Genomic DNA, 21,960 nt, shown 5'->3' with positions numbered 1-21,960 from the left:
AAAATGATTAGTTGGCAATTGGGCTTGGTTTAACACTAAGATTTTGAGGGTTTTTAACCTTTTCCTTAGTTAATGCAATATCAATTACTTCTTTCATTTCAGATACATAATGAAAGTTAAGGTCTTTAATATAGCTCTCTTTAATCTCCAGTATATCTTTCTTGTTTGATTTGCACAGAATAACATCTTTAATGTTTGCTCTTTTTGCCGCAAGTATCTTTTCCTTTATTCCTCCAACAGGTAAAACTTTGCCACGTAATGTAATCTCCCCGGTCATAGCCAGATTAGGTTTTACTTTACGTTGAGTAAATGCAGAGGTTAACGCTGTTAACATCGTTATACCAGCTGATGGCCCATCTTTAGGAGTTGCTCCTGCAGGAACGTGAACATGGATATCCCACTGGTCAAACAATAAATGATCGATGTCGAATAACTCAGCATGGGCTCTTAAGTAAGCTAATGCTATAATGGCAGACTCTTTCATTACTTCACCAAGATTACCGGTTAGCGTTAGTTTTCCTTTTCCAGGACTTAAACTTGCCTCTATAAACAAAATATCGCCACCAACCTGAGTCCAAGCTAATCCTGTCACTACACCTGCAACTTCATTGCCTTCGTATAAGTCCTTATCGTAAATTGGAGCACCAAGTATGCGCTCAACATCTTCAGTACTTAAATTAGGTTCATAAGCTTCATCCATGGCAATTTTTGTTGCCACACCACGTACAAGGGAACCGATTTTTTTCTCTAAACCACGAACTCCTGACTCACGGGTATAATCTTCAATTACCTTTTCAATTAAATTACTCTTTAAAGTAATATCTTTTGATTTAATGCCATGTTGTTCTTTCTGTTTTGGAAGTAAATACTTCTTGGCAATTTCTATTTTTTCTTCAATAGTATAACCATTCACCTCAATGATCTCCATACGATCCAATAAGGCTGGCTGTATAGAACTTAAAGAGTTAGCAGTTGCAATAAAAAGTACGTTCGACAGGTCATAGTCTGCCTCAACGTAATGATCATTAAATGCATTGTTTTGCTCAGGATCCAATACTTCTAAAAGTGCAGATGAAGGATCCCCTCTAAAGTCAGATCCTACTTTATCAATCTCATCTAAAACAAATACGGGATTAGCTGCACCTGCTTTTTTAATAGATTGTATTATTCTGCCGGGCATTGCACCGATATAGGTTTTTCTATGTCCGCGAATTTCTGCTTCATCACGTATGCCACCTAGAGCCATACGAACATATTTCCTGTTTAAAGCCTTTGCAATTGATTTTCCTAACGATGTTTTACCAACTCCCGGAGGGCCAACTAAGCAAATGATAGGAGCTTTCATATCACGTTTAAGCTTTAGTACAGCTAAATACTCAATGATTCTCTGTTTTACTTTTTCCAGGCCAAAATGATCTTTGTCTAAAATGCGTTGTGCACGTTTTAGGTCAAAATTATCCTTGGTGAAATCATTCCAAGGTAAATCCAGAAGCAGTTCAAGATAGTTAATCTGAACAGAATAATCTGGCGCAGCAGGGTTCATTCTACCTAATTTCTCAAGCTCTTTATTGAAATGACTTTCAATTTGCGAAGCCCATTTTTTCTTTTTAGCACGTACTTGCAGCGCTTCATACTCCAGATCTGAAGAATTACCACCCAGTTCTTCCTGTATGGTTTTTAATTGCTGATTCAGGAAATAATCTCTTTGCTGTTTATCAAGGTCTGTTCTTACCTTAGATTGGATCTGGTTTTTAAGCTCCAACATTTGAAGCTCTAGTGTTAACAGTTCCATTACCATCATCGCACGTTCACGCAGGTTGGTCATTTCAAGCATTTTTTGCTTGTCAGCCACATCTGCATTCATGTTAGATGATATGAAGTTAATCAGGAAAGAAGTACTCTCAATGTTTTTTAATGCAATTCCGGCCTCGCTTGGGATGTTCGGAGACAGTTGTATAATCTGGCTCGACATCTCTTTAATAGAAGCAACAAGGGCTTTAAACTCTTTATCACTTTTATGCTTAGCCTCTGTAAACTTATTGATAGTTACCTTAATATAAGGTTCAGATTGAACCTCTTCAATTAATCTAAAGCGTTGTTTACCCTGGATAATTACAGTCGTATTCCCATCAGGCATTTGAAGCATTTTAATAATGTGGGCAACTGTACCTACACTATTTAATTGTTCAAAGGTCGGGTCTTCTATTGAAACATCTCGTTGCGAAACAACTCCAATAATCCGATCTCCTTTATAAGCTTCTTTTATTAATTTAATTGATTTATCTCTTCCTACAGTAATAGGGATAACCACACCTGGAAATAAAACTGTGTTTCTAAGTGGGAGTATTGGCAGGATCTCTGGTGTTTCTTCATTGTTCATCTCATCTTCGTCTTGTTGAGACATCAATGGAAAGAACTCCGTATCCTCATTTATGATAGGTAGTGCATTGCTAAAATCAAACTGATCTTGTTTACTCATTAAATAGTCCTTCTTAAAATTTAAAAAAACGACAATCTGACAGCATGTCGCTTGCGGAATTATTAATTATATTGAATAGCCATAATTTCAACTCCTGTGCCAAAACTTAGATAAGTTGTTTTCTATGTTAAAAAGTCAGGTAAAAAATAATAATTTGGTGAGTTATCATAATTTTACTTATTTAACGTTAACTATAACATATTTGTAAATGGTATGATAGTTGCCTATTGTAAATTCTGAGGTCCCTGGGGAAAAAATGTTTTAAAATTTGTTAGGGTATTGAATAAAACTAAATATATTTATTTTTTAATAAAATTTAATGAACTATTTCAAGCAAACAATTCTGGTATTACTCGTTATTTCAGCCAACAGCAGTATTGCGCAAAACAATAACTACGACAAGTTAGGTATGCAAGCATGGCTTAAAGGCGATTATAAGGGAGCCGTAGCTCAGTTAGAAAAAGCCGATACAAAAGACCCTAATAATTCTAATGTTCTAAAAATGTTGGGTTACTCGTACTATCAGTGTGGTGATTTTGAAAATGCAATAAATACATATAGTCGTTTTATAACTTTAAAACCTTCAGACTATTCTGCATACTATTATAGAGGTAAAGCGAGATTAAATGTTGCAAATGACCCTAAGGAATCATTAAATCAGATGAGAGAGAGCTTTTATCTTGCTGCGATCAAAGATTTCTCAAAAGCTATAGAGATAAATGGGGAAGAAGATCCTCAGTTGTTACAGAATAGAGGACTTGCCTTTAAAGATTATGGGATTTATAAATCTTATAAGATCAAAAAATCAGTAGAGAAAAAGGCTTGTGTTGCTTTGTTTAATAATTCAGTTGCAGATTTTCAAAAGATATTATTGGTGCAACCACAACGTAAAGACATTATATCTCTGATAGATTATGTAAAAGCTCAGGTAACTAGTTTGAAATAATAGCAGTATAACTTAATAAAAAAGAGGGTGTATCATAAGTAATGATCACCCTCTTTTTTATTAAGCTCGTCATTGCTTTTTAACGTTTTGCCGGGATGTTCGTCATTCTGAATTTATTTCAGAATCCCTCAAGAGAAAAAAAGTTTTGCTTGTGCGAGATTCTGAAATAAATTCAGAATGACGACAGCTTATGATAAGTGCTCTTTTTTATTATTTGAAAGTCCCTGTAACTGTATAAGTCTTTTCAGATAGCAACTTAATATTCTGCATCTTCTTTATCTGGTACAAGCTATCGGGGTAGTAGGTTAAAGTGTCAACGGAGGCGTATAAGGAATTTGTATTCTTTATTAGAAATTTAAATCCAGACACCTTGTCTTTTTTATAGAAAACCAATAGCTCCTTTACAGGTACTTTTTCATTATTTGAGGTATAACGTTCAAGGTCTTCTGATTTTTTCAGTTGAAATAAACCTTTCCATGAAGCTCTGTTAATATCAGCGTCAGAAAAAAGCATTAATTCCTTTTTCCAGTCTGCGATTTTCATGGATTTGCTTTCTCCCTCGCCGTTTACATTTACAGCTTTGTTGATTAAAGGATTTGTTTTTGTAAGCCTTGCAGCTTCTTTTTCAAAATAACCTTTAACATCAAAATAAGTAAGATCATTCTTTTGTTTTTTATCAGCTGAATCACTACAACTGATAAAAAACAAAAGAATGCAAAATAATAAGATTGTGTTTCTCATTATACTAAACTGTTTCCAGTCATGATTTCTGGTTTTTGGATACCTAAAATTTGTAAAATAGTAGGGGCGATGTCACCTAGTTTACCATCTGCAACAGATTTAAAATCTTTATCGATTAAAATACAAGGAACAAGGTTGGTTGTATGAGCAGTGTTAACGGATCCATCACCATTTACCATATACTCAGAGTTACCATGATCGGCTAGTATAATAAACGAATATCCATTTTCAATTCCTTTATTCACTACAATTTCGGCACAACTATCGGCTGTTTCAACAGCCTTAACAACGGCATCAAATACGCCGGTGTGGCCTACCATATCAGGATTAGCAAAGTTTAAGCAAACAAAATCAGGCCAGCCAGTCTCCAATTCTTTACAAATTGCTTCTGTAATACCTGCAGCACTCATTTCAGGCTGTAAATCATAAGTTGCTACTTTTGGAGATGGAATAAGGATTCGTTTTTCATTTTCGAACTCTTGTTCTCTACCGCCTGAAAAGAAGAAAGTTACGTGAGGATACTTTTCTGTCTCAGCAATTCTGATTTGGTTTTTATGATTTTTTTCTAATACTTCGCCAAGAGTTTGAGAAAGATCATCTTTAGTAAACATAACTTTTACATTGTTGAAGCTTTCATCATAAGTTGTCATCGTTACATAGTACAATGGTAATTTATGCATTCCAAAATCTGGGTAATCAGCCTGACTTAAAACAGAAGTAATTTCTCTTCCTCGGTCTGTTCTGTAATTGAAACAGATTACCACATCATCAGGTTGTATAGTTGCAACCGGCGAACCATCAGTATTTGTAACTACTACAGGTTTAATAAATTCATCTGTTATACCATCTTTATATGATTGCTCTATCGCTAAAGCCGGGTCACTTGCAGATTCACCTATTCCTTTTGTCATCAGGTCATATGCAAGCTTAACTCTTTCCCATCTAGAATCCCTGTCCATTGCGTAATAGCGACCAATTAAGCTGGCTATTTTCGCCGAAGAAGTTTCTAAGTGGTGGTTAAGGTCTTTTATAAAGTTTAGTCCTGAATTAGGATCTGTATCTCTACCATCTAAAAAAGCATGTACAAACACATCTTTCAGCCCTTGCTCGGTAGCAGCATCACATAATGCCTTTAAATGATTAATATGAGCGTGAACACCACCATCTGAAACAAGACCTATAAAATGAACTTTCTTATTGTTGTTTTTAGCATAATTAAAAGCATCTAGTAAAATCTCATTCTGATGTAATGTTCTGTCGCTTATTGCTTTGTTGATTCTTCCCAGTTCCTGATACACTACGCGTCCGGCACCTAAGTTCATGTGTCCAACTTCCGAGTTTCCCATTTGTCCGGCTGGTAAACCAACAGCTTCTCCCGAAGCCTCAAGCTTTGAGTTTGGGTAATTTTCTAATAGAGAATCAAAGAATGGGGTATTAGCGGCATAAGCAGCATCAGATTCGTCTTTTTTTCCATAACCCCAGCCATCAAGGATAAGTAATACTAGTTTCTTATTATTCATTATTGTCTACTTTTCGTTTATTAACAAAGATAAGTCTATTGTATCTTTTTTTAGAACCTAATTAAAATTCATATTAATATTTGTCTGTTTTTACAAGAACATGTCAATGTATTTTACTCGTATGTATAAAGTGGCGTTTGTATTATAAGTCATTTTTGTACTATAAATGGCATAGTTTATGTGCATTAATAAGTATTAGCTATTTAGAGATTATGAAGCCCCTACTTTCATTACTTATATTTTTTGTGCACTTTTCCTCTTTTGCTGCTAAACAAGGCGATATTATTGACGGCCTATCGGCCCATTTTAAAGCCGGTAATTCAAAAGAAATAGCCGCAAATTTTTCTCCATCTGTCGATTTAATTATAATTGATGATGAAGATGTATATTCAAAAGCACAAGCCGAACAGATATTAAGAAGTTTTTTTACAAAATATATACCACTAAAATCAGCTGTAATTCATAGGTTAAATACCAATCCTAATTACAGATACGGAGCGCTTTCTCTTGTAACAAAGAACGGAACTTTCAGGGTTTCCATAACAATGAAAAAGGCTGGCAATGCTTTTTTTATTACTGAATTGAGAATTGAGACTGAGAAATAGTTGTAAAATGCTATTTTTGGGTTTAAATTTAAGTTTTGGATAAGCAAATCATAGATCAATTTATAAAGAACGCAATTGCTGAAGATTTAGGAGATGGAGATCATACCTCATTATCTACCATACCGGCAAATGCTCAGGGGAAAGCAAAACTGCTAATTAAAGAAGATGGGATAGTTGCCGGAGTAGAGTTGGCATTGCAAATCTTCAGTCATATTGACCCTAGATTAGAAATAGAAGTATTTATCAATGACGGTGCTGCGGTAAAGTACGGAGATATTGTTTTAACGGTATCAGGTAGTACACATTCTATCTTACTTGCTGAACGTTTGGTTTTAAACTGTATGCAGCGCATGAGTGGTATTGCAACAAAAACCAATCAAGTAGTAGCTCTTTTAGGTAATTATAAAACAAAGCTTTTAGATACAAGGAAAACTACCCCCGGATTAAGATATTTAGAGAAATGGGCAGTTAGAATTGGTGGCGGAGTAAATCATCGTATCGGTTTATATGATATGATTTTAATAAAAGACAATCATGTTGACTATGCTGGAGGTATTACAAATGCCATTAATTCTGCAAATCAATATCTAAAAGACAAAAATAAAGATCTTGATATAGAGATTGAGGTTAGGAATCTATCAGAGTTGAACGAGGTACTTCAAAGTGGCAATGTAAATAGAATTATGCTGGATAATTTTACTTTTGATAACCTTAAACAGGCTGTTAAATTAATTGACGGTAAGTATATTACAGAAGCCTCTGGCGGAATTACTGAAGAAAATGTTGCTGAATATGCTGCCTGTGGAGTAGATTTTATTTCTATGGGAGCATTAACCCATTCTGTTAAGAGTTTAGACATGAGTTTAAAAGCCTTTTAGGTTATGATTTCCATCTATTCTATTTCGGCAGTTCTTTTAGCCTACCTGTTTGGTTCTATACCAACAGCAGTTTGGCTTGGTCAGGCATTTTACGGCGTAGACGTAAGGGAATATGGAAGTGGTAATGCAGGTGCAACCAACACATTCAGGGTACTGGGTAAAAAAGCAGGTATCGCTGTAATGACAATTGATATTGCAAAAGGTTACACTGCAACTAAGCTTGCATACTTTATAGGTCTGTCCGTTACCGGCCCTCAAAATTCTTCTCAATTTATTAATTATGAACTCGCCTTGGGTGTTACGGCGGTTATGGGGCATTTGTTTCCAATATTCGCCGGATTCAGGGGAGGTAAAGGTGTAGCAACTCTTTTTGGAATGATTTTGGCAGTTAACTTTACGGCAGCAATGTTTTGTGTTCTTGTATTTGTAGTAGTATTACTGGCAACTAAATATGTTTCTTTAAGTTCTATCTGTGCAGGGTTTACCTTTCCTTTGAGTATCGTATTTATCATACATTCATCGGTAAAGTCAGAGGTTTTGTATGGTATGTGCGTTTGTATACTTATTCTGGTTACTCACCAAAAGAACCTGGAACGACTACTCAAAGGCAAAGAATCCAAAGTATATCTGTTTAAAAAAAGACAAATTAACTAACCTTAACCTAATGAAAAAGATATTAATAATAGGGGTAACCGCAATTGGGCTGGCCTTTTCCTCATGCTCTACCGTTCCGTTAACAGGTAGGAGCAGGTTAAATTTAGTGAGCGACGATCAGGTATTACCAATGGCTTTTCAGGCATATAATGAATTCCTTACTGAAAATAAAACAGCCGTTTTACCAACAACCAATGCCCAGGCCCAGCGCGTTAAGCGTATTGGAAATAGCCTTATACTATCCGTAAAAAGCTATATGAATAATAATGGCTATGCAGATTTAATTAAGGACTATAAATGGGAAGTAAATGTTGTAGAAAATAAAGAAATGAATGCCTGGTGTATGCCTGGAGGTAAAATTGTAGTTTATACAGGATTATTGCCGGTTACACAAGATGATGCAGGTTTAGCAACAGTAATGGGGCACGAGATTGCTCACGCTATTGCAGGCCACTCAGCGGAACGCATGTCGCAGCAAATGGTTACTCAGGGAATAGGAGCTGCCGGAAATGTAGCGTTATCAAAAAATTCAAAAACGCAGTCGATATTCAATACTTTGTATGGAGTGGGTACACCTTTAGTGATGCTTAACTATTCTCGTAATCAAGAGCTTGAAGCCGATAGGATGGGGCTTATATTTATGGCAATGGCAGGATACAATCCTCAAAGTGCAATTGCTTTCTGGCAAAGAATGGCTGCGGCCGCTCAAGGTAGCCAGAAACCACCTGAATTTTTAAGTACTCACCCTAGTGACGCAACCAGGATAGCTCAGATACAAAGAATCATTCCTGAAGCTCAGAAATATTTTAAATCTACAACAGGGAAACCAATAAAATAAATTTGATTATGCTCCTCTTTTGAGCGTGTAGCATTAAAAAAATAATCAGAAGTGGTAGTGATAAATTTCACTATCACTTTTTTTATGGAATTTTTTTGGGTTCGAAAGCTGCGTCGTACTTTCTACCTATGTTGTTCGGCATTTGTTCGGCCCTGGTCGAACGAGGTCCGAACAAGGTGCGTTTAAAGGTGGTGTTAGAGACGACTATATTTTAGGTCGATGACTGCGCCTTTTTACGACGCATAACTCATATAATAAGAATTTAAATAGGTTGCATTTCCAATTTAATTACAATCTCAATTCGTTCTTATTGATTTCAAGAATTAAATATATGAAAAATATAAGTGCGTAGCAAATGTACTCGTTTAGTTTTCAAGCGTTTGCATTATCGCTGATGCTTTAAGCATGCACTCTTCATATTCACTTGCAGCGTTTGATGCATATGTTATCGCTCCACCAACCTGAAAAGAAAGGTATCTTGAAGATGATTGATATAATATACTTCTGATGATCACATTAAAATCGAAATCTCCCTCAGGAGTGATATACCCAAATGTTCCTGAATAGGCACCACGACTACTAAATTCATACGCCTCAATTAATTCCATAGCTTTAATTTTAGGCGCTCCGGTCATTGAGCCCATTGGGAAAGCATTTCTTATTGCATCTATAAAATGTACCTCATGATCTAACTGACAAGTAACAGTTGATATCATTTGATAGACCTGAGGGAAACCATATATGCCAAAAAGTTCTTCGACAAGGACGCTACCTTTTACAGCACTTTTGGTTAAGTCGTTTCTCACAAGGTCAACAATCATTACGTTTTCAGCTTGTTCTTTAGCATCATTTTGTAAATGGAGCCTTATAAGCTCATCTTCTTTAGCGTTGTTGCTTCTTTTCGCTGTTCCTTTAATTGGTTGTGTAATTAGTTTATTTCCTCTTTTACAAAGAAATCTCTCAGGACTTGCCGATAATATGTACTGATCATTTATCTTAAAAAAACCAGAGAATGGAGTGGGGGATACCTTTTTTAATTTGTTATAAATATTTAGCGGATCTATGTGAGCATGTTCAGCAAAAAACTCCTGACAGAAATTTACCTCATATATATCGCCCCTTACAATATGTTCCTGTAGTTGTTCAACAGTTTTGATGTAAAGTTCTCTTGATATTTTACTTTCAATTTTAATAGCAGAGTGGCGGGCTGTATTTTTGATGCTGAGTGCTTCAATGTGATTTAATACGGTTTCTTCTCCAAGAATTATTTGAATCTCTCCATCAACCACTGCAATTAAATACTGAGGGACAAAGAAAAACAGATCTGGAAAATTAAGGCCGTCAGCATTATTAGAACTTAGTTTTTCAACTTCGTTTTTGAGGTCATAACTCAATAGTCCGAACATCCAGTTTTTCTGGATATTATAGAAGATTTTTAGCGCATCAAAAGCGGAACCGTACTTAAGATTGATTGAGTCTTTAACACCAACTGCCAATAGAAAATCAAATTTTCCATAAGCATCGGGATAACTATTTGATTCATAACAACAGCAAACATCAAATGTGTTAGCCCATTGTAGTGCTTTTTGTTTAAACGAACCTAAATCCTGTACTTTCATTTTATTAGTGCAAATGTATAGATTCTGGATCAGAATAGCACAAATGAAAAAAGCGACTATTAGTCGCTTTTTTCATTTGTATTTCAGAGAAATTAGTTTAAAATAAGTGTTTGAACTCTATCTGGTCCAACAGAAAGATATTTCACTGGAACTTCAAGTTCTTTTTCTAAGAAAGCGATGTAGTCACTAAGTTGCGAAGGAATTTCTTCAACTTTACTTACTTTAGTTACATCAGTTTTCCAACCTTCAATAGCTTTTAAAACTGGAGTAGGTTTTACTGTGATAATATCATACGGCATATAATCAATGGTTTCTCCGTTGTGCTCATAATGTGTGCAAGCATAAATGGTATCAAAACCATCTAATACGTCAGCTTTCATCATAATTAACTCAGTAACACCATTAAGCATAATTGCATATTTAAGTGCCGGAAGATCTATCCATCCACAACGACGGGCACGACCAGTTGTTGCACCAAATTCGTGACCAACCTGACGTAAAGTTTCTCCAACCTCATCATCAAGTTCAGTAGGGAACGGGCCACCACCAACTCTTGTGCAATAAGCTTTAAAAATACCGTAAACGCTTCCAACTTTATTAGGAGCAATACCTAAACCAGTACAAGCACCAGCGGTAGTAGTGTTAGAAGAAGTTACAAAAGGATAAGATCCAAAGTCAACATCTAACAAAGTACCTTGTGCACCTTCAGCAAGAACAGTTTTTCCTTCTTTTAAATATCCGTTAACAAAATGCTCACTGTCAACATGAGGAATGTTTTTAATGAATTCAATTGCTTCAAAGAAAGCGGCTTCTTTTTCAGTAAGGTCGTATTCGAAATTATAATGAGAAAGCATCTCTTTATGTTTCTCAACCAATTTATTGTAACGCTCTTTAAAGTCAGGAAGAGTAGTATCACCAACTCTCAAGCCATTACGGCCTGTTTTATCCATATAAGTTGGGCCAATTCCTTTTAAAGTTGAACCAATTTTATCCTTACCCATTTTTTGCTCATTTGCTGCATCCAACAATTGGTGAGTAGGTAAAATTAAGTGTGCCTTACGCGCAATAACAAGTTTGCCTTTTGCTACCGGATCATGACCGGCTTTTTGTAAGTTATCTAATTCTCTTTTTAAAATGATAGGGTCTATAACCACACCATTTCCGATTAGATTCATTGTTTTTTCGTTAAAAATACCTGATGGTATGGTATTTAAAACAAATTTTTTACCATCAAACTCTAAAGTATGTCCAGCGTTCGGACCGCCTTGGAAACGAGCTATCAAATCATATTGTGGACTTAATACATCAACAATTTTACCCTTGCCTTCGTCGCCCCATTGCAGGCCAAGAAGCACGTCTACTTGCGTCATTATTTAAATTTAAAAATGGAAATATAATAATTGAATTTTAACTTGCATGTTTAATACTGGCATTCTGAGTTTCCATTGATGCCTTAGCAGAGCAATCGAAGCAAACGCCATAAAGGTTTAAAGAGTGGTGTTTGATCTCGAATTTTAACAATTCGCCAACCATACTCTGAATCTGATGAATACGTGGGTCGCAGAATTCTACAACTTTACCGCAATCAATACAGATAATGTGATCATGTTGATGATAACCGTATGATTTTTCAAACTGAGCCATGTTTTTGCCAAACTGATGTTTGGTAACCAAATCACATGAAACCAATAACTCTAAAGTATTGTATACTGTAGCCCTACTAACACGGTATTTTTGGTTTTTCATATGGATATAGAGGGTCTCTACATCGAAATGATCATCTCTTGAATAAATTTCTTCTAAGATGGCAAAACGCTCCGGTGTTTTTCTCAGGCTTTTATTTTCGAGATAGGCTTCGAAAATCTTTCTTACCAACTCGCTGTTGTGGTTTGTAGACATAGTTTTTAAACTCCTTTCAAAGGTACCATTTTTTATATAAAACTCTATGATTTTTTAGCAATTTTAGGCATCAAAGCGTGTAACTCCCGTTACGCCTTTCACACGAAGCAGGTTTTCGATCAGGTTGTCTAAGTGCTCCTTATCATTTACAAAGATCATTATAGACCCGTCAAAAATACCATTATCGGTATCTACGGTGATAGAACGCATGTTTACCTTAAAATCATTAGAGATAACTTTTGTAATATTGTTAATTAACCCCACATCATCAATACCAATAATATGCAAACCGGTTAAGAATGTAAGCTCTTGTTGTTTATTCCATTTTGCTTTTACTACCCTGTATCCGTAGTTGGCCATTAATTGAGCTGCATTCGGACAATTTGTACGGTGTATTTTAATGCCTTCATTAACAGTTACAAAACCAAAAACATCGTCTCCAGGTATCGGATTGCAACAAGCAGCCAAAGTATAGTCTATTTTTTGCAAGTCTTCTCCAATCAACAAGGTGTCAGATCCAGGGCCTTTTATCTTGTTAAGTAGGGTCTCAATTTTTTGGTGATCATTTTTGTCAGCGCCTCTATTTTCAATCTCTTTCTCACTTGCCAGGTAATCTTTTAGGTCTTTTACCTCAATTTTACCATTTGCAACTGCTATAAAAAGCTCTTGAGTAGATTGTAGCTTAAAGAAATAGGTAAGCTTGTTTAGATTGTCGGTATTATAGGTGATTTTTAAAGATTTAAGCTTACGCTCTAAAGTTTCTTTACCTAAATCAGCTATTTTTCTTTTCTCTTCTTTTAGCGAAGATTTTATTTTAGACTTAGCCTTGGCTGTTACAACAATATTTAACCAATCTTCTTTCGGTGTTTGCTTGCTAGAGGTAATAATCTCTACCTGATCGCCATTTTGAAGCTTGTACGAAAGTGGTACAAGTTTATGATTCACCTTAGCACCAATACATTTGGCACCTACATCGGTGTGTATCTCAAAAGCAAAATCAAGTGCCGTTGCACCAAGTGGTAACTGTAACAAGGCACCTTTAGGAGTGAAAATAAAGATCTCATCAGAGAACAAATTCATCTTAAAATCGTCCAGAAAATCTAATGCATTCGCTTCAGGATTATTAAGCATCTCCCTAACCTTCATGATCCATTGATCCAGACCATTGTCGTTACTCGACTCTTTATATTTCCAGTGCGCAGCAAATCCTTTCTCTGCAATTTCATTCATTCGTTGAGTACGGATTTGCACTTCTACCCACTGACCTTTAGGTCCCATAACAGTAGTGTGTAATGATTCGTAACCATTTCCTTTTGGTGAAGAAACCCAGTCGCGCAACCTGTCAGGATTAGGGCGGTAAAGATCCGTTACAATAGAGTAGGCCTTCCAGCAATCTGCTTTCTCATGCTCTGGGGCACTGTCTAATATAATTCTGATGGCAAAAAGATCATAAACCTCCTCAAAAGGAATGTTTTTGCTCTTCATTTTATTCCAGATGGAATGGATAGATTTCGGTCTGCCGTAAATGTCTGCTGTTAAACCTTGTTCTGCCAAAATTTCATTAATCGGTTCAACAAACCTTTTTATGAATAAAGTTCGTTCAGCTTTTTTCTCATTTAACTGAGTTGCGATGTACTTATAAGTGTCCGGCTCAAGATATTTCATTGAAAGATCTTCCAACTCCGATTTAATGGCGTATAAACCCAATCTATGCGCAAGAGGAGCATAGAGGTAAATGGTTTCAGATGCGATTTTTAATTGCTTTTGCCTTGGCATAAAATCCATAGTCCGCATATTGTGCAGTCTATCAGCTAGTTTAATTAAAATTACCCTTACGTCATCGGCAAGCGTAAGCAGCATTTTTCTGAAATTCTCTGCCTGTAAAGAACTGTTGTAGTCAAATACGCCAGATATTTTAGTTAACCCATCAATAATTTTTGCTGTTTTCTTCCCAAACTCACGCTCAATATCTTCAAGAGTAATGTCTGTGTCTTCTACTACATCGTGAAGTAATGCACATACAATGGAGGTGGTTCCTAGTCCAATTTCTTCTGCTGCAATCTGAGCCACGGCAATAGGATGATAAATATATGGTTCTCCAGATTTTCTACGCATGTTTTTATGGCTTTCGAGGGCCATGTCAAATGCTTTTCTGATCTCCTTTTTATCTCCCCTTTGAAGTGTCGGCTTGCAGGCGCGTAACAGTGCCCTGTATCTTTTTAAGATCTCTTGCTTTTCTGCTTCTAAATCAATCACTAAAGCGTTTTTCATTCGTGTTTCTTTTTTCGGTGGTTATGAATTCTGCCAGCTACAGAGCTCATTTTTATTGCTTTTCTACTAGTTGTTGGTAATTAACGGCTGAGCTGGCTTGCTCAGTTGATTACGCTCCCTTTCATCAATATAAGTTTTTTATAAAGATGTAACTAATATGAGCAATAATTCTTCCAAATTTTAGTTTGTCATTATTTGGCAGGTATTGTATTATTTACGTAAAAAATATGGCTCTTTATCGTTAAAAGATTATATTAGAGTTGAAAATGAAAACTAAAATATAAATTAGCTTTACCTTTATAGGGGTATAAATTTATGAAATTTTATAGGTTATTTATTCTGTTAATTGTCATTATTAGCGCTGCCCAAGCCAAGGCGCAGGTTAATGGCGTTACTATAAAAATGCCTGTACTTGGAAAAAATGATACAATTCGTGTTGCGGGCACCAATGATAATGGTGAAATGATACCATGGATACCGCTTCAGGAGGTGGTTATTTATGGGGTAAGGATATTCAAAACCCCAGCCGAGCGTGCTGCCTATAGCAGATTAAGATATAATGTAATGAAGGTTATGCCTTATGCACTGTATGCTAAACAAAGATATGAGCAGTTGGAAAAGGATTTGGCCTTAACAACAGAGAAAAAAGAACAGAAAAAACTGGTTAAACAATGTGATAAAGAAATTAAAGACATGTTTAACAGAGAAATAAAAGAATTGACCATAACCCAGGGACAAATACTTACCAAACTGGTTGATCGCGAACTGGGCAGAACTACATACGATATTGTAAAAGAAACTAAAGGAGGATTTACTGCCTTTCTTTATCAATCTGTTGCAAGAGTAGTAGGACATAATTTAAAAAGTACATATAACCCACAGGAAGATAGAGATATCGAATCCATCATTGTTTCTTCCGGGTTTTATCAATAGAACCTATGGCTGATAATTCCAAAAGCATACACCAATTTAAAGCAAAACTGATTAATGGATCCGATAAAAATCTTTCCGATTATAAAGATAAAGTACTTCTGGTTGTAAATATTGCTTCAGGCTGTGGTTTTGCTCCTCAGTTGAAAGAATTACAGACACTAAGAGATGAGTATAAGGCTCAAGGTTTTGAGGTGCTCGCTTTTCCATCAAATGATTTTGGCAGACAAGAGCCCTTGGAAGGCAAAGAAATAGATACTTTTTGCGAGGTTAACCATGGTGTGCAGTTTCCTGTATTCGATAAAATCATGATTCGTGGAACCCATGCACATCCACTTTTTAAATTTCTGACTCAGAAATCGACCCCCAGATGGAATTTTCACAAGTATTTGATCAATAAAGACGGAGAGGTGGTAGATTATTTTTTTCCATTTACAACTCCGCTTTCATCTAAAATAAAAAAGAAAATACAGAAATTGCTTTAGGGCAATATTTTATAAACTAAATACATCATGAAGTTAGATATATTGGTGCTTGCCGTTCATCCCGACGACGCAGAATTAGGATGTTCAGGAACTATAGCCAAACACATCGCCCTAGGTAAAAAAGTAGGAATAGTTGATTTTACCAGAGGAGAATTAGGTACACGTGGTACAGCAGAAACACGGGATGAGGAAGCTGCCGATTCGGCAAAAATACTAGGTATACATGCCCGTGAGAATTTAAGATTTAAAGATGGATTCTTTAAAAATGATGAAGAGCATCAGATTGAAGTCATCAAAATGATCCGCAAGTATCAGCCTGAAATTATATTAACCAATGCTTTGCATGATAGGCATCCTGATCATGGCAGGGCTGGAGATTTGGCAAATGATGCTTGTTTCCTTTCAGGCCTACCAAAAATAAGTACCGAATTTGACGGAGTGCAGCAACAAGCCTGGCGCCCTAGATTGCAGCTTCAATACATTCAGGATCGCTATATCAAACCAGATGTTATTATAGATATTACCCCATTTATTGAAACTAAACTGGCCTCAATAAAAGCATTTAAAACTCAATTCTTTAATCCGGAATTGGATGGGCCTGATACTTATATTTCTTCTCCGGATTTCTTTGAAAGTGTAATTGGCAGATCGCGTGAGTTTGGTAAGTCTATAGGAACAACCTATGCCGAAGGTTTTACCTGTCGCAAACTTTTAGGAGTAAACAGCCTTTTTGATCTGATCTAATTAGTATATAATATTGGCCATACTCCAACAAAAGGAGTTAATTTCTGTTTTATCTGTAAACAGTTTAATATGGCCAATATATTTTCTTCCCTAAAGAACGCGTACACGCTTTTTAAAAGTGTCGATTTTAAGAAACTTGAAGAGCTTTCTAAGAAGGTAGATTTACCTAAGATTATGGATTCTGTATCTAATCTTGATGATACTCAATTACAGGGTCTCATGAAGATGATTGGAACACCTCATGAAAAAAGAGAATTGCCCCCTATTGAAGGCGATTTTTATCACTTAGGTGATGAAGCTTTAAAAGATGAGGACAGGGCGCTTCAGTTAAAAGTTAGGGCGTTTCTGGAACGGGAAGTAAAGCCTATCGTAAACAAATACTGGCTTAGAGCCGAATTTCCTTTTGAACTAATTCCTAAAATTGCCGAATTAAATATCTGTGGTTTAACCTATGAGGGATACGGATGCCCCAATAAATCTAACCTTATGGAAGGTATGCTTGCCATGGAAATGGCCAGGATAGACACTTCTATTTCTACATTTTTTGGAGTGCAGAGTGGTTTAGCTATGGGGTCAATATATCTGTTAGGTTCTGAGGCTCAAAAACAGGAATGGCTGCCAGATATGCAACAACTGAAATTAATTGGAGCATTTGGGTTAACTGAACCAGAAGTAGGCTCGGGTGTAGCAGGCGGACTTACCACTACGGCTAAGCGACAAGGAAGTAAATGGATCTTAAACGGACAAAAGAAATGGATTGGGAATTCAACTTTTTCAGATGTTACTATAATTTGGGCCAGAGATTTAGATGATAATGAAGTAAAAGGTTTTCTGGTTAGAAAAGGTACAAAGGGATTTTCCGTTGAGAAGATGCAGGATAAAATGGCGCTAAGGATTGTGCAAAACGGGTTGATAACGCTTACTAACTGCGAAGTTGATGAAGAAGATCGTTTACAAAATGCCAATTCATTTAAAGACACCGCAAAGGTACTGAAGATGACCAGGGCAGGAGTAGCATGGCAAGCTGTAGGTTGTGCCAGAGGTGCATACGAAAGTGCGCTTAGTTATACCAGAACCCGAAAACAATTTGGAAAGCCTATTGCATCCTATCAACTTATACAAAACCATTTGGTAGAAATGCTTTCTAATCTTACAGCAATGCAAACGCTTTGTTTCCGATTGTCTCAGTTACAAGATCAGAACTTGCTTACTGATGAGCATGCCTCATTAGCAAAAGTTTTCTGTTCAATGCGAACACGTGATGTTGTAAGTAGAGCTCGCGAGGTTATGGGTGGAAATGGCATCTTACTGGAGTACGATGTAGCTCGCTTTGTGGCCGATGCCGAAGCCATTTACTCTTACGAAGGTACTAAAGAGATTAATACCCTCATTGTTGGGCGTGCTATAACAGGTTTTTCTGCCTTTGTGTAATTATTTAAATGGAGCCTTTTGTAAACTTGGATAGCCCATTGCGGTCTTTTCGTAAAGCGCAATGCAGTATTTATTAAAACTGCTGTCAAAATTTACTTTACCGGCATACAATTTTTCCGGAATGGGTGTTCCTTCCAAAAAGTAATATACTTTGGTATTTCCTCCTTTATGATGGGGCTTAAAGTTGCCGTATGTAGTCATGTCGTTCCATAAGGTGTCTTTTACGGTAACAGAAAACACATATTGTATGGGGCCTGTATTGTTGTCGTTTCTATAATAACCGATTTCTTGAAACTCACCATCTATACCATCAAGCCCTGGCTGTGTAAACGTGTCTTTTAACATCGACCCAACTAAAACCAGGACAAGTACACCGAATAGGATCTTAAAATATTTTCTTTGCATTATAAAGCAGGTAAAATGGTTTCCATAATGCTTAAGCCCTCATCAATGTGTTTTTTCTCCATGCATAGTGCTGGTCTGAATCTTATGGTTTGATTTCCGCAACCTAAAAACATTACATTGTGCTCCATGCCTTTTTTGATAAATTCATCACGCATACTTTTGTTTGGGAAATCGAAAGCACAAAGTAAACCTTTGCCACGTACATTGCTGACTTTATCATGCTTTCCGGCAAGTGAATGGAGGCTTTCCTTTAAATATTGGCCAACAACTGCAGCGTTATCACACAGATTGTCTTCGGCAACGATTTGAAGGATTTGAGATGAACGTACCATATCTACTAAATTACCGCCCCATGTTGAGTTAATTCTTGAAGGAACTTTAAATACATTACTATCTATCTGATCTACCTTATTGCCTACTAAAATTCCACATACCTGCATCTTTTTGCCAAATGCAATAATATCTGGACGGGCTTTTTCACTGTAATTTTGGTGGCACCAGAATTTGCCGGTCAAACCAACTCCTGTTTGTACTTCATCGTAAATCAGAAAAGCATCATTTTCATCTGCCAGAGCTTTTAATTGTATTAAGAATTCTTCACGTAAATGATTGTCGCCACCTTCCGATTGAATTGGTTCAACTATGATTGCGCAGATATCATCTTTATGGTCAGCAAAAGCTTGTTTTATCTGAGCAATGGATGTTTCTTCAGTATCAATAGCCACTTTTAGGTTTTCGCCATCTAATGGGAATTTTACTACCGGAACTGAAACCCTTGGCCAGTCGAATTTAGCAAACCACTTGGTTTTATCTGGAAGCGTATTAGTTAAACTTAGTGTGTAGCCTGTTCTGCCATGGAAAGCTTTTTCGAAGTGAAGCACTTTAAAACCTCTTTCTTCTTTGTAACCTTTGGCAAAATTCTTTTGGACTTTCCAATCCATAGCCACTTTTATGGCGTTTTCAACCGCCAGTCCACCACCTGCTATAAAAAAAGCATGAGGTAAATAAGAAGGGATACCAATTTTAGAGAAAGTGTCAACAAATTGAGCATACTGCTGGGTATAAACATCAGAATTTGATGGGTTAGCTAATGCAGCCAGCAACAGATTTTTCTTGAAAGCCTCATCGTTTATCATTTTTGGATGATTGTATCCTAAAGGAACAGAAGCAAAGCAGGTGAAAAAATCAAGTAAAGAACGTTTGTATTTTGAGTCGTAAATATAAACACCCTCGCTTTTTTCCATATCATACGTTAGGTCGAACCCATCGGCTAAAATATGTTTACCTAAAGTTTCATTTACTTGCTCTGGAGCTACAGTTAGTTGATACATAATTTCTATGTTTTGGTATATATCAAATGTAATAAAAACCCCCAAATTAACAAATGCAGGCACTATTTGAACCCAATAAGGCAAAAACTAGGTTTAAACAGTTTAAACTTAGTTTTTGAACCAATTACCAAAATCGCTAAGTGTAAAAGGAGAATTGAAAAAAATAGAAAGGGAAAGAATTTAGGAGCTAATTGTAATTTTTAATTCTTTTGGATCGGAAATATTACACTAAGATTTGCCTTAATATCTTCATCTAAATTGGCTGAATTTCCATTATGTTCTAAAACACAATAAAGATTATTTATGTGATCGTGAATAACAAAGATCAGGGAGCTAAATTTTGAACAATATACCTGGTAGCCATTTATTACCTTATACTCTTCAAGGTGAGGTGGTTGTTTTGATCTACATTCGCCGTAAACCAATCGAAAGTTATTTACAAACATAAGCTACTTTTTAAATTTGAGAACTAGAGGTCGTAAAAAAAACAGTGATTGGAGTTAAGAACGCTACCAAATACGAGAGCCCCTTTTTCTTATAAACAATATACGTTTTTTATAGAACTCTTGGATTGTAAAAATGCAACTATATTATAAATTTTACATTCTAAACTATATCATTTAATCCCTTGCCGTCTAGAATTTGAGGTATACATTTTTCAACTCTCGACTCACGAGTTTTAACTTGCTTAGGTGCAGAAAAATGAAGAAGATATGCTCTTTGCCGTCCTGGGGTTAATGACTCAAATGCAACTTTCAAGGCAGGAATTTGATCTAGTTTATATTGAAATTCTTGAGCAACTGCAAATTCAGCAGGCTTTTTGAAATCTACTTTCAAACCCGCTTTTTCCACTTCTATAGCTTCATAAATATGGGCTTTCAAAATAGCTTGAAGTTCAATTATTTCTCGAATATTAGTAAAACGAATCTGGCGCGCTGATTGCACATTCTCTGATTGTTGGATTAAAATACCATCAGCATTGCTTAACAAGGCGCCTTTAAAAAACAAAAGTGCACAGTATTCATTAAACACATGTATTAAAACGATGTTACTTTTTTCAAACATATAACAAGGAGAGCCCCACTTCAGCTCTTCTGTAAGTCCGCAGTCAAGAACGATCAATCTCAAACGTTCTATTTCTTCTTGCCACTTTTTGGCTTTGCTAAAATAAAAGTCAACCTTAGGATTCATTTTATGCTTTAGTTATTTGTACAAATTTAAACCCTTAATGATCCACGGAACGCTCTTGCGGCATAGTAAGATTCTGCACCGTTGTGATACTTAAATACAGTACCATAGCGATAATCGCAAAAGATGGCGCCACCGAGTTTTCTAATGTCACCGGGTGTTTTTACCCAACTTGATGTCTTTGTATCAAATTTTCCAAATTGCTGTAACTCGCGATATTGTTCCTCAGTTAAAATTTCAATGCCCATGGCAGCAGCCACATCAAGAGCACTACTTTCTGGTTTATGTTCTTTTCTTGAATCCAGAGCCTGACGGTCGTAACATAGACTTCTGCGGCCTTTGGGGCTTTCTGCTGAGCAATCATAAAAAATATACTCGTTTGTTTGGCTATCATAGCCAACAACATCAGGCTCGCCTCCGGTTATTTCCATATCATCAAGCGACCAAAGTTTTTCAGGATTGGCTTCCAGTTTTGTTAGTACTTTAGCCCATTCAAGACCCTTATGACGAATCATGTTTTTCTCAAAACGGTTTTGTAAGGTTTTAAGTAGTTCTTCGCGTTGTTCTGCTGACAACTCTTTTTTATTTTTACTCATGTTGTCTTTATTTTAAAGGTTAGCTAAAGCGACTTTTCTATCTGCAGGTCTAAAATACCAAGATACAAAAGTCAGGACTAGTAATAATACCGGGCCAAAAAATTCTTTTGCGCCATCTCCAATGGCTACGTGAGAAAATACTGCTCCAGACATGGCAAAGAAAAATCCTGCATAAGCCCATTCTTTTAGTAGAGGGAATTTAGGAATAAGCACTGCTATAACTCCCAATATTTTCCAAATGCCCAATAAGGTTAGGAGATACGAAGGATAACCCAAATTGGTCATCATATCTGTTTCTTCTTTCATTTTCAATAATTGCACAATTCCGGTTGATAGCATTCCTAATGCAAGCCAGATGGTAGCAATCCAATAGATAATTTTATCTCTTTTTTTCATAATG

Annotated in this window: 21 protein-coding genes; 9 read left to right on the top strand and 12 right to left on the bottom strand. The window is 36.2% G+C overall.

Annotated features, from left to right (window positions below; all coding sequences use genetic code 11):
* Positions 1-7 precede the first annotated feature (7 nt).
* Positions 8-2,479 (bottom strand): endopeptidase La, encoded by a 2,472-nt coding sequence (gene lon, locus HQN83_RS21790; RefSeq protein WP_173093333.1) that lies wholly within the window; start codon positions 2,477-2,479, stop codon positions 8-10.
* A 319-nt stretch (positions 2,480-2,798) separates the two neighbouring features.
* On the opposite strand from lon, the gene HQN83_RS21785 reads away from it, so the two are divergent.
* Positions 2,799-3,425: a tetratricopeptide repeat protein gene (locus HQN83_RS21785; RefSeq protein WP_173093331.1), complete on the top strand. Its 627-nt coding sequence runs from the start codon at positions 2,799-2,801 to the stop codon at positions 3,423-3,425.
* Between the two features lie 210 nt (positions 3,426-3,635).
* On the opposite strand, the gene HQN83_RS21780 is transcribed toward HQN83_RS21785, so the two are convergent.
* Complete coding sequence (locus HQN83_RS21780) at positions 3,636-4,166, bottom strand: hypothetical protein (RefSeq protein WP_173093329.1); 531 nt, start codon at positions 4,164-4,166, stop codon at positions 3,636-3,638.
* Positions 4,166-5,686, bottom strand: coding sequence for a 2,3-bisphosphoglycerate-independent phosphoglycerate mutase (gene gpmI / locus HQN83_RS21775; RefSeq protein WP_173093327.1), 1,521 nt, complete (start codon positions 5,684-5,686; stop codon positions 4,166-4,168). Before gpmI ends, HQN83_RS21780 begins: the two co-directional genes overlap by 1 nt.
* A 212-nt stretch (positions 5,687-5,898) precedes the next feature.
* Between gpmI and HQN83_RS21770 the strand changes: the two genes are divergently transcribed.
* From HQN83_RS21770 to HQN83_RS21755, 4 genes are read left to right on the top strand one after another with little or no spacing between them, the layout of a single operon-like run.
* The gene (locus HQN83_RS21770) at positions 5,899-6,291 is read left to right on the top strand and encodes a DUF4783 domain-containing protein (protein WP_173093325.1); all 393 of its coding nucleotides are present in this window, start codon (positions 5,899-5,901) and stop codon (positions 6,289-6,291) included.
* Positions 6,292-6,326: 35 nt separating this feature from the next.
* On the top strand, positions 6,327-7,169 hold the full coding sequence (gene nadC, locus HQN83_RS21765; protein WP_173093323.1) for a carboxylating nicotinate-nucleotide diphosphorylase: 843 nt from the start codon (positions 6,327-6,329) through the stop codon (positions 7,167-7,169).
* Between the two features lie 3 nt (positions 7,170-7,172).
* On the top strand, positions 7,173-7,823 hold the full coding sequence (plsY, locus tag HQN83_RS21760; RefSeq protein WP_173093321.1) for a glycerol-3-phosphate 1-O-acyltransferase PlsY: 651 nt from the start codon (positions 7,173-7,175) through the stop codon (positions 7,821-7,823).
* Between the two features lie 10 nt (positions 7,824-7,833).
* Positions 7,834-8,661 (top strand): M48 family metallopeptidase, encoded by an 828-nt coding sequence (locus tag HQN83_RS21755; RefSeq protein ID WP_173093319.1) that lies wholly within the window; start codon positions 7,834-7,836, stop codon positions 8,659-8,661.
* Positions 8,662-9,026: 365 nt separating this feature from the next.
* Here the strand turns inward: HQN83_RS21755 and HQN83_RS21750 are convergent, their stop codons facing one another.
* The 4 genes from HQN83_RS21750 to HQN83_RS21735 all read right to left on the bottom strand — a co-directional run bounded on the left by HQN83_RS21750 (position 9,027) and on the right by HQN83_RS21735 (position 14,450).
* A complete protein-coding gene (locus HQN83_RS21750) occupies positions 9,027-10,280 on the bottom strand; it encodes an anthranilate synthase component I family protein (protein WP_173093317.1) in 1,254 nt (417 codons plus the stop codon).
* Positions 10,281-10,372: 92 nt separating this feature from the next.
* Positions 10,373-11,650: an adenylosuccinate synthase gene (locus tag HQN83_RS21745; protein WP_173093315.1), complete on the bottom strand. Its 1,278-nt coding sequence runs from the start codon at positions 11,648-11,650 to the stop codon at positions 10,373-10,375.
* A gap of 37 nt (positions 11,651-11,687) precedes the next feature.
* Positions 11,688-12,179, bottom strand: a complete 492-nt coding sequence (locus HQN83_RS21740; RefSeq protein ID WP_173093313.1) for a Fur family transcriptional regulator — start codon at positions 12,177-12,179, stop codon at positions 11,688-11,690.
* A 63-nt stretch (positions 12,180-12,242) separates the two neighbouring features.
* Positions 12,243-14,450: a RelA/SpoT family protein gene (locus HQN83_RS21735; RefSeq protein WP_173093311.1), complete on the bottom strand. Its 2,208-nt coding sequence runs from the start codon at positions 14,448-14,450 to the stop codon at positions 12,243-12,245.
* Positions 14,451-14,765: 315 nt separating this feature from the next.
* Between HQN83_RS21735 and HQN83_RS21730 the strand changes: the two genes are divergently transcribed.
* The 4 genes from HQN83_RS21730 to HQN83_RS21715 all read left to right on the top strand — a co-directional run bounded on the left by HQN83_RS21730 (position 14,766) and on the right by HQN83_RS21715 (position 18,040).
* Positions 14,766-15,383, top strand: coding sequence for a DUF4294 domain-containing protein (locus tag HQN83_RS21730; RefSeq protein WP_173093309.1), 618 nt, complete (start codon positions 14,766-14,768; stop codon positions 15,381-15,383).
* Positions 15,384-15,388: 5 nt separating this feature from the next.
* Positions 15,389-15,865: a glutathione peroxidase gene (locus HQN83_RS21725; RefSeq protein ID WP_173093307.1), complete on the top strand. Its 477-nt coding sequence runs from the start codon at positions 15,389-15,391 to the stop codon at positions 15,863-15,865.
* A gap of 27 nt (positions 15,866-15,892) precedes the next feature.
* Positions 15,893-16,609 carry a bacillithiol biosynthesis deacetylase BshB1 gene (gene bshB1, locus HQN83_RS21720; RefSeq protein ID WP_173093305.1) on the top strand — a complete coding sequence of 239 codons (717 nt, stop codon included), beginning with the start codon at positions 15,893-15,895 and terminating at the stop codon, positions 16,607-16,609.
* A 69-nt stretch (positions 16,610-16,678) separates the two neighbouring features.
* Positions 16,679-18,040 carry an acyl-CoA dehydrogenase family protein gene (locus tag HQN83_RS21715; protein WP_173093303.1) on the top strand — a complete coding sequence of 454 codons (1,362 nt, stop codon included), beginning with the start codon at positions 16,679-16,681 and terminating at the stop codon, positions 18,038-18,040.
* On the opposite strand, the gene HQN83_RS21710 is transcribed toward HQN83_RS21715, so the two are convergent.
* From HQN83_RS21710 to HQN83_RS21690, 5 genes are all read right to left on the bottom strand, one after another.
* Positions 18,041-18,445, bottom strand: a complete 405-nt coding sequence (locus HQN83_RS21710; protein ID WP_173093301.1) for a hypothetical protein — start codon at positions 18,443-18,445, stop codon at positions 18,041-18,043. It abuts the gene before it with no gap.
* Positions 18,445-19,776, bottom strand: coding sequence for an L-lysine 6-transaminase (gene lat / locus HQN83_RS21705; protein ID WP_173093299.1), 1,332 nt, complete (start codon positions 19,774-19,776; stop codon positions 18,445-18,447). The genes HQN83_RS21710 and lat overlap by 1 nt, the downstream gene beginning before the upstream one ends.
* Before the next feature lie 606 nt (positions 19,777-20,382).
* Positions 20,383-20,967 (bottom strand): YdeI/OmpD-associated family protein, encoded by a 585-nt coding sequence (locus tag HQN83_RS21700; protein ID WP_173093297.1) that lies wholly within the window; start codon positions 20,965-20,967, stop codon positions 20,383-20,385.
* Between the two features lie 26 nt (positions 20,968-20,993).
* Positions 20,994-21,560: a DUF4256 domain-containing protein gene (locus HQN83_RS21695; protein WP_173093295.1), complete on the bottom strand. Its 567-nt coding sequence runs from the start codon at positions 21,558-21,560 to the stop codon at positions 20,994-20,996.
* A gap of 12 nt (positions 21,561-21,572) precedes the next feature.
* Complete coding sequence (locus HQN83_RS21690) at positions 21,573-21,956, bottom strand: DoxX family protein (RefSeq protein WP_173093293.1); 384 nt, start codon at positions 21,954-21,956, stop codon at positions 21,573-21,575.
* Positions 21,957-21,960 lie beyond the last annotated feature (4 nt).

The organism is Pedobacter foliorum (assembly GCF_013266735.1).
Lineage (GTDB): Bacteria > Bacteroidota > Bacteroidia > Sphingobacteriales > Sphingobacteriaceae > Pedobacter > Pedobacter foliorum.
Note: the sequence above shows the minus strand (reverse complement) of the source record. Positions and strands in the feature narration are given on the sequence as shown.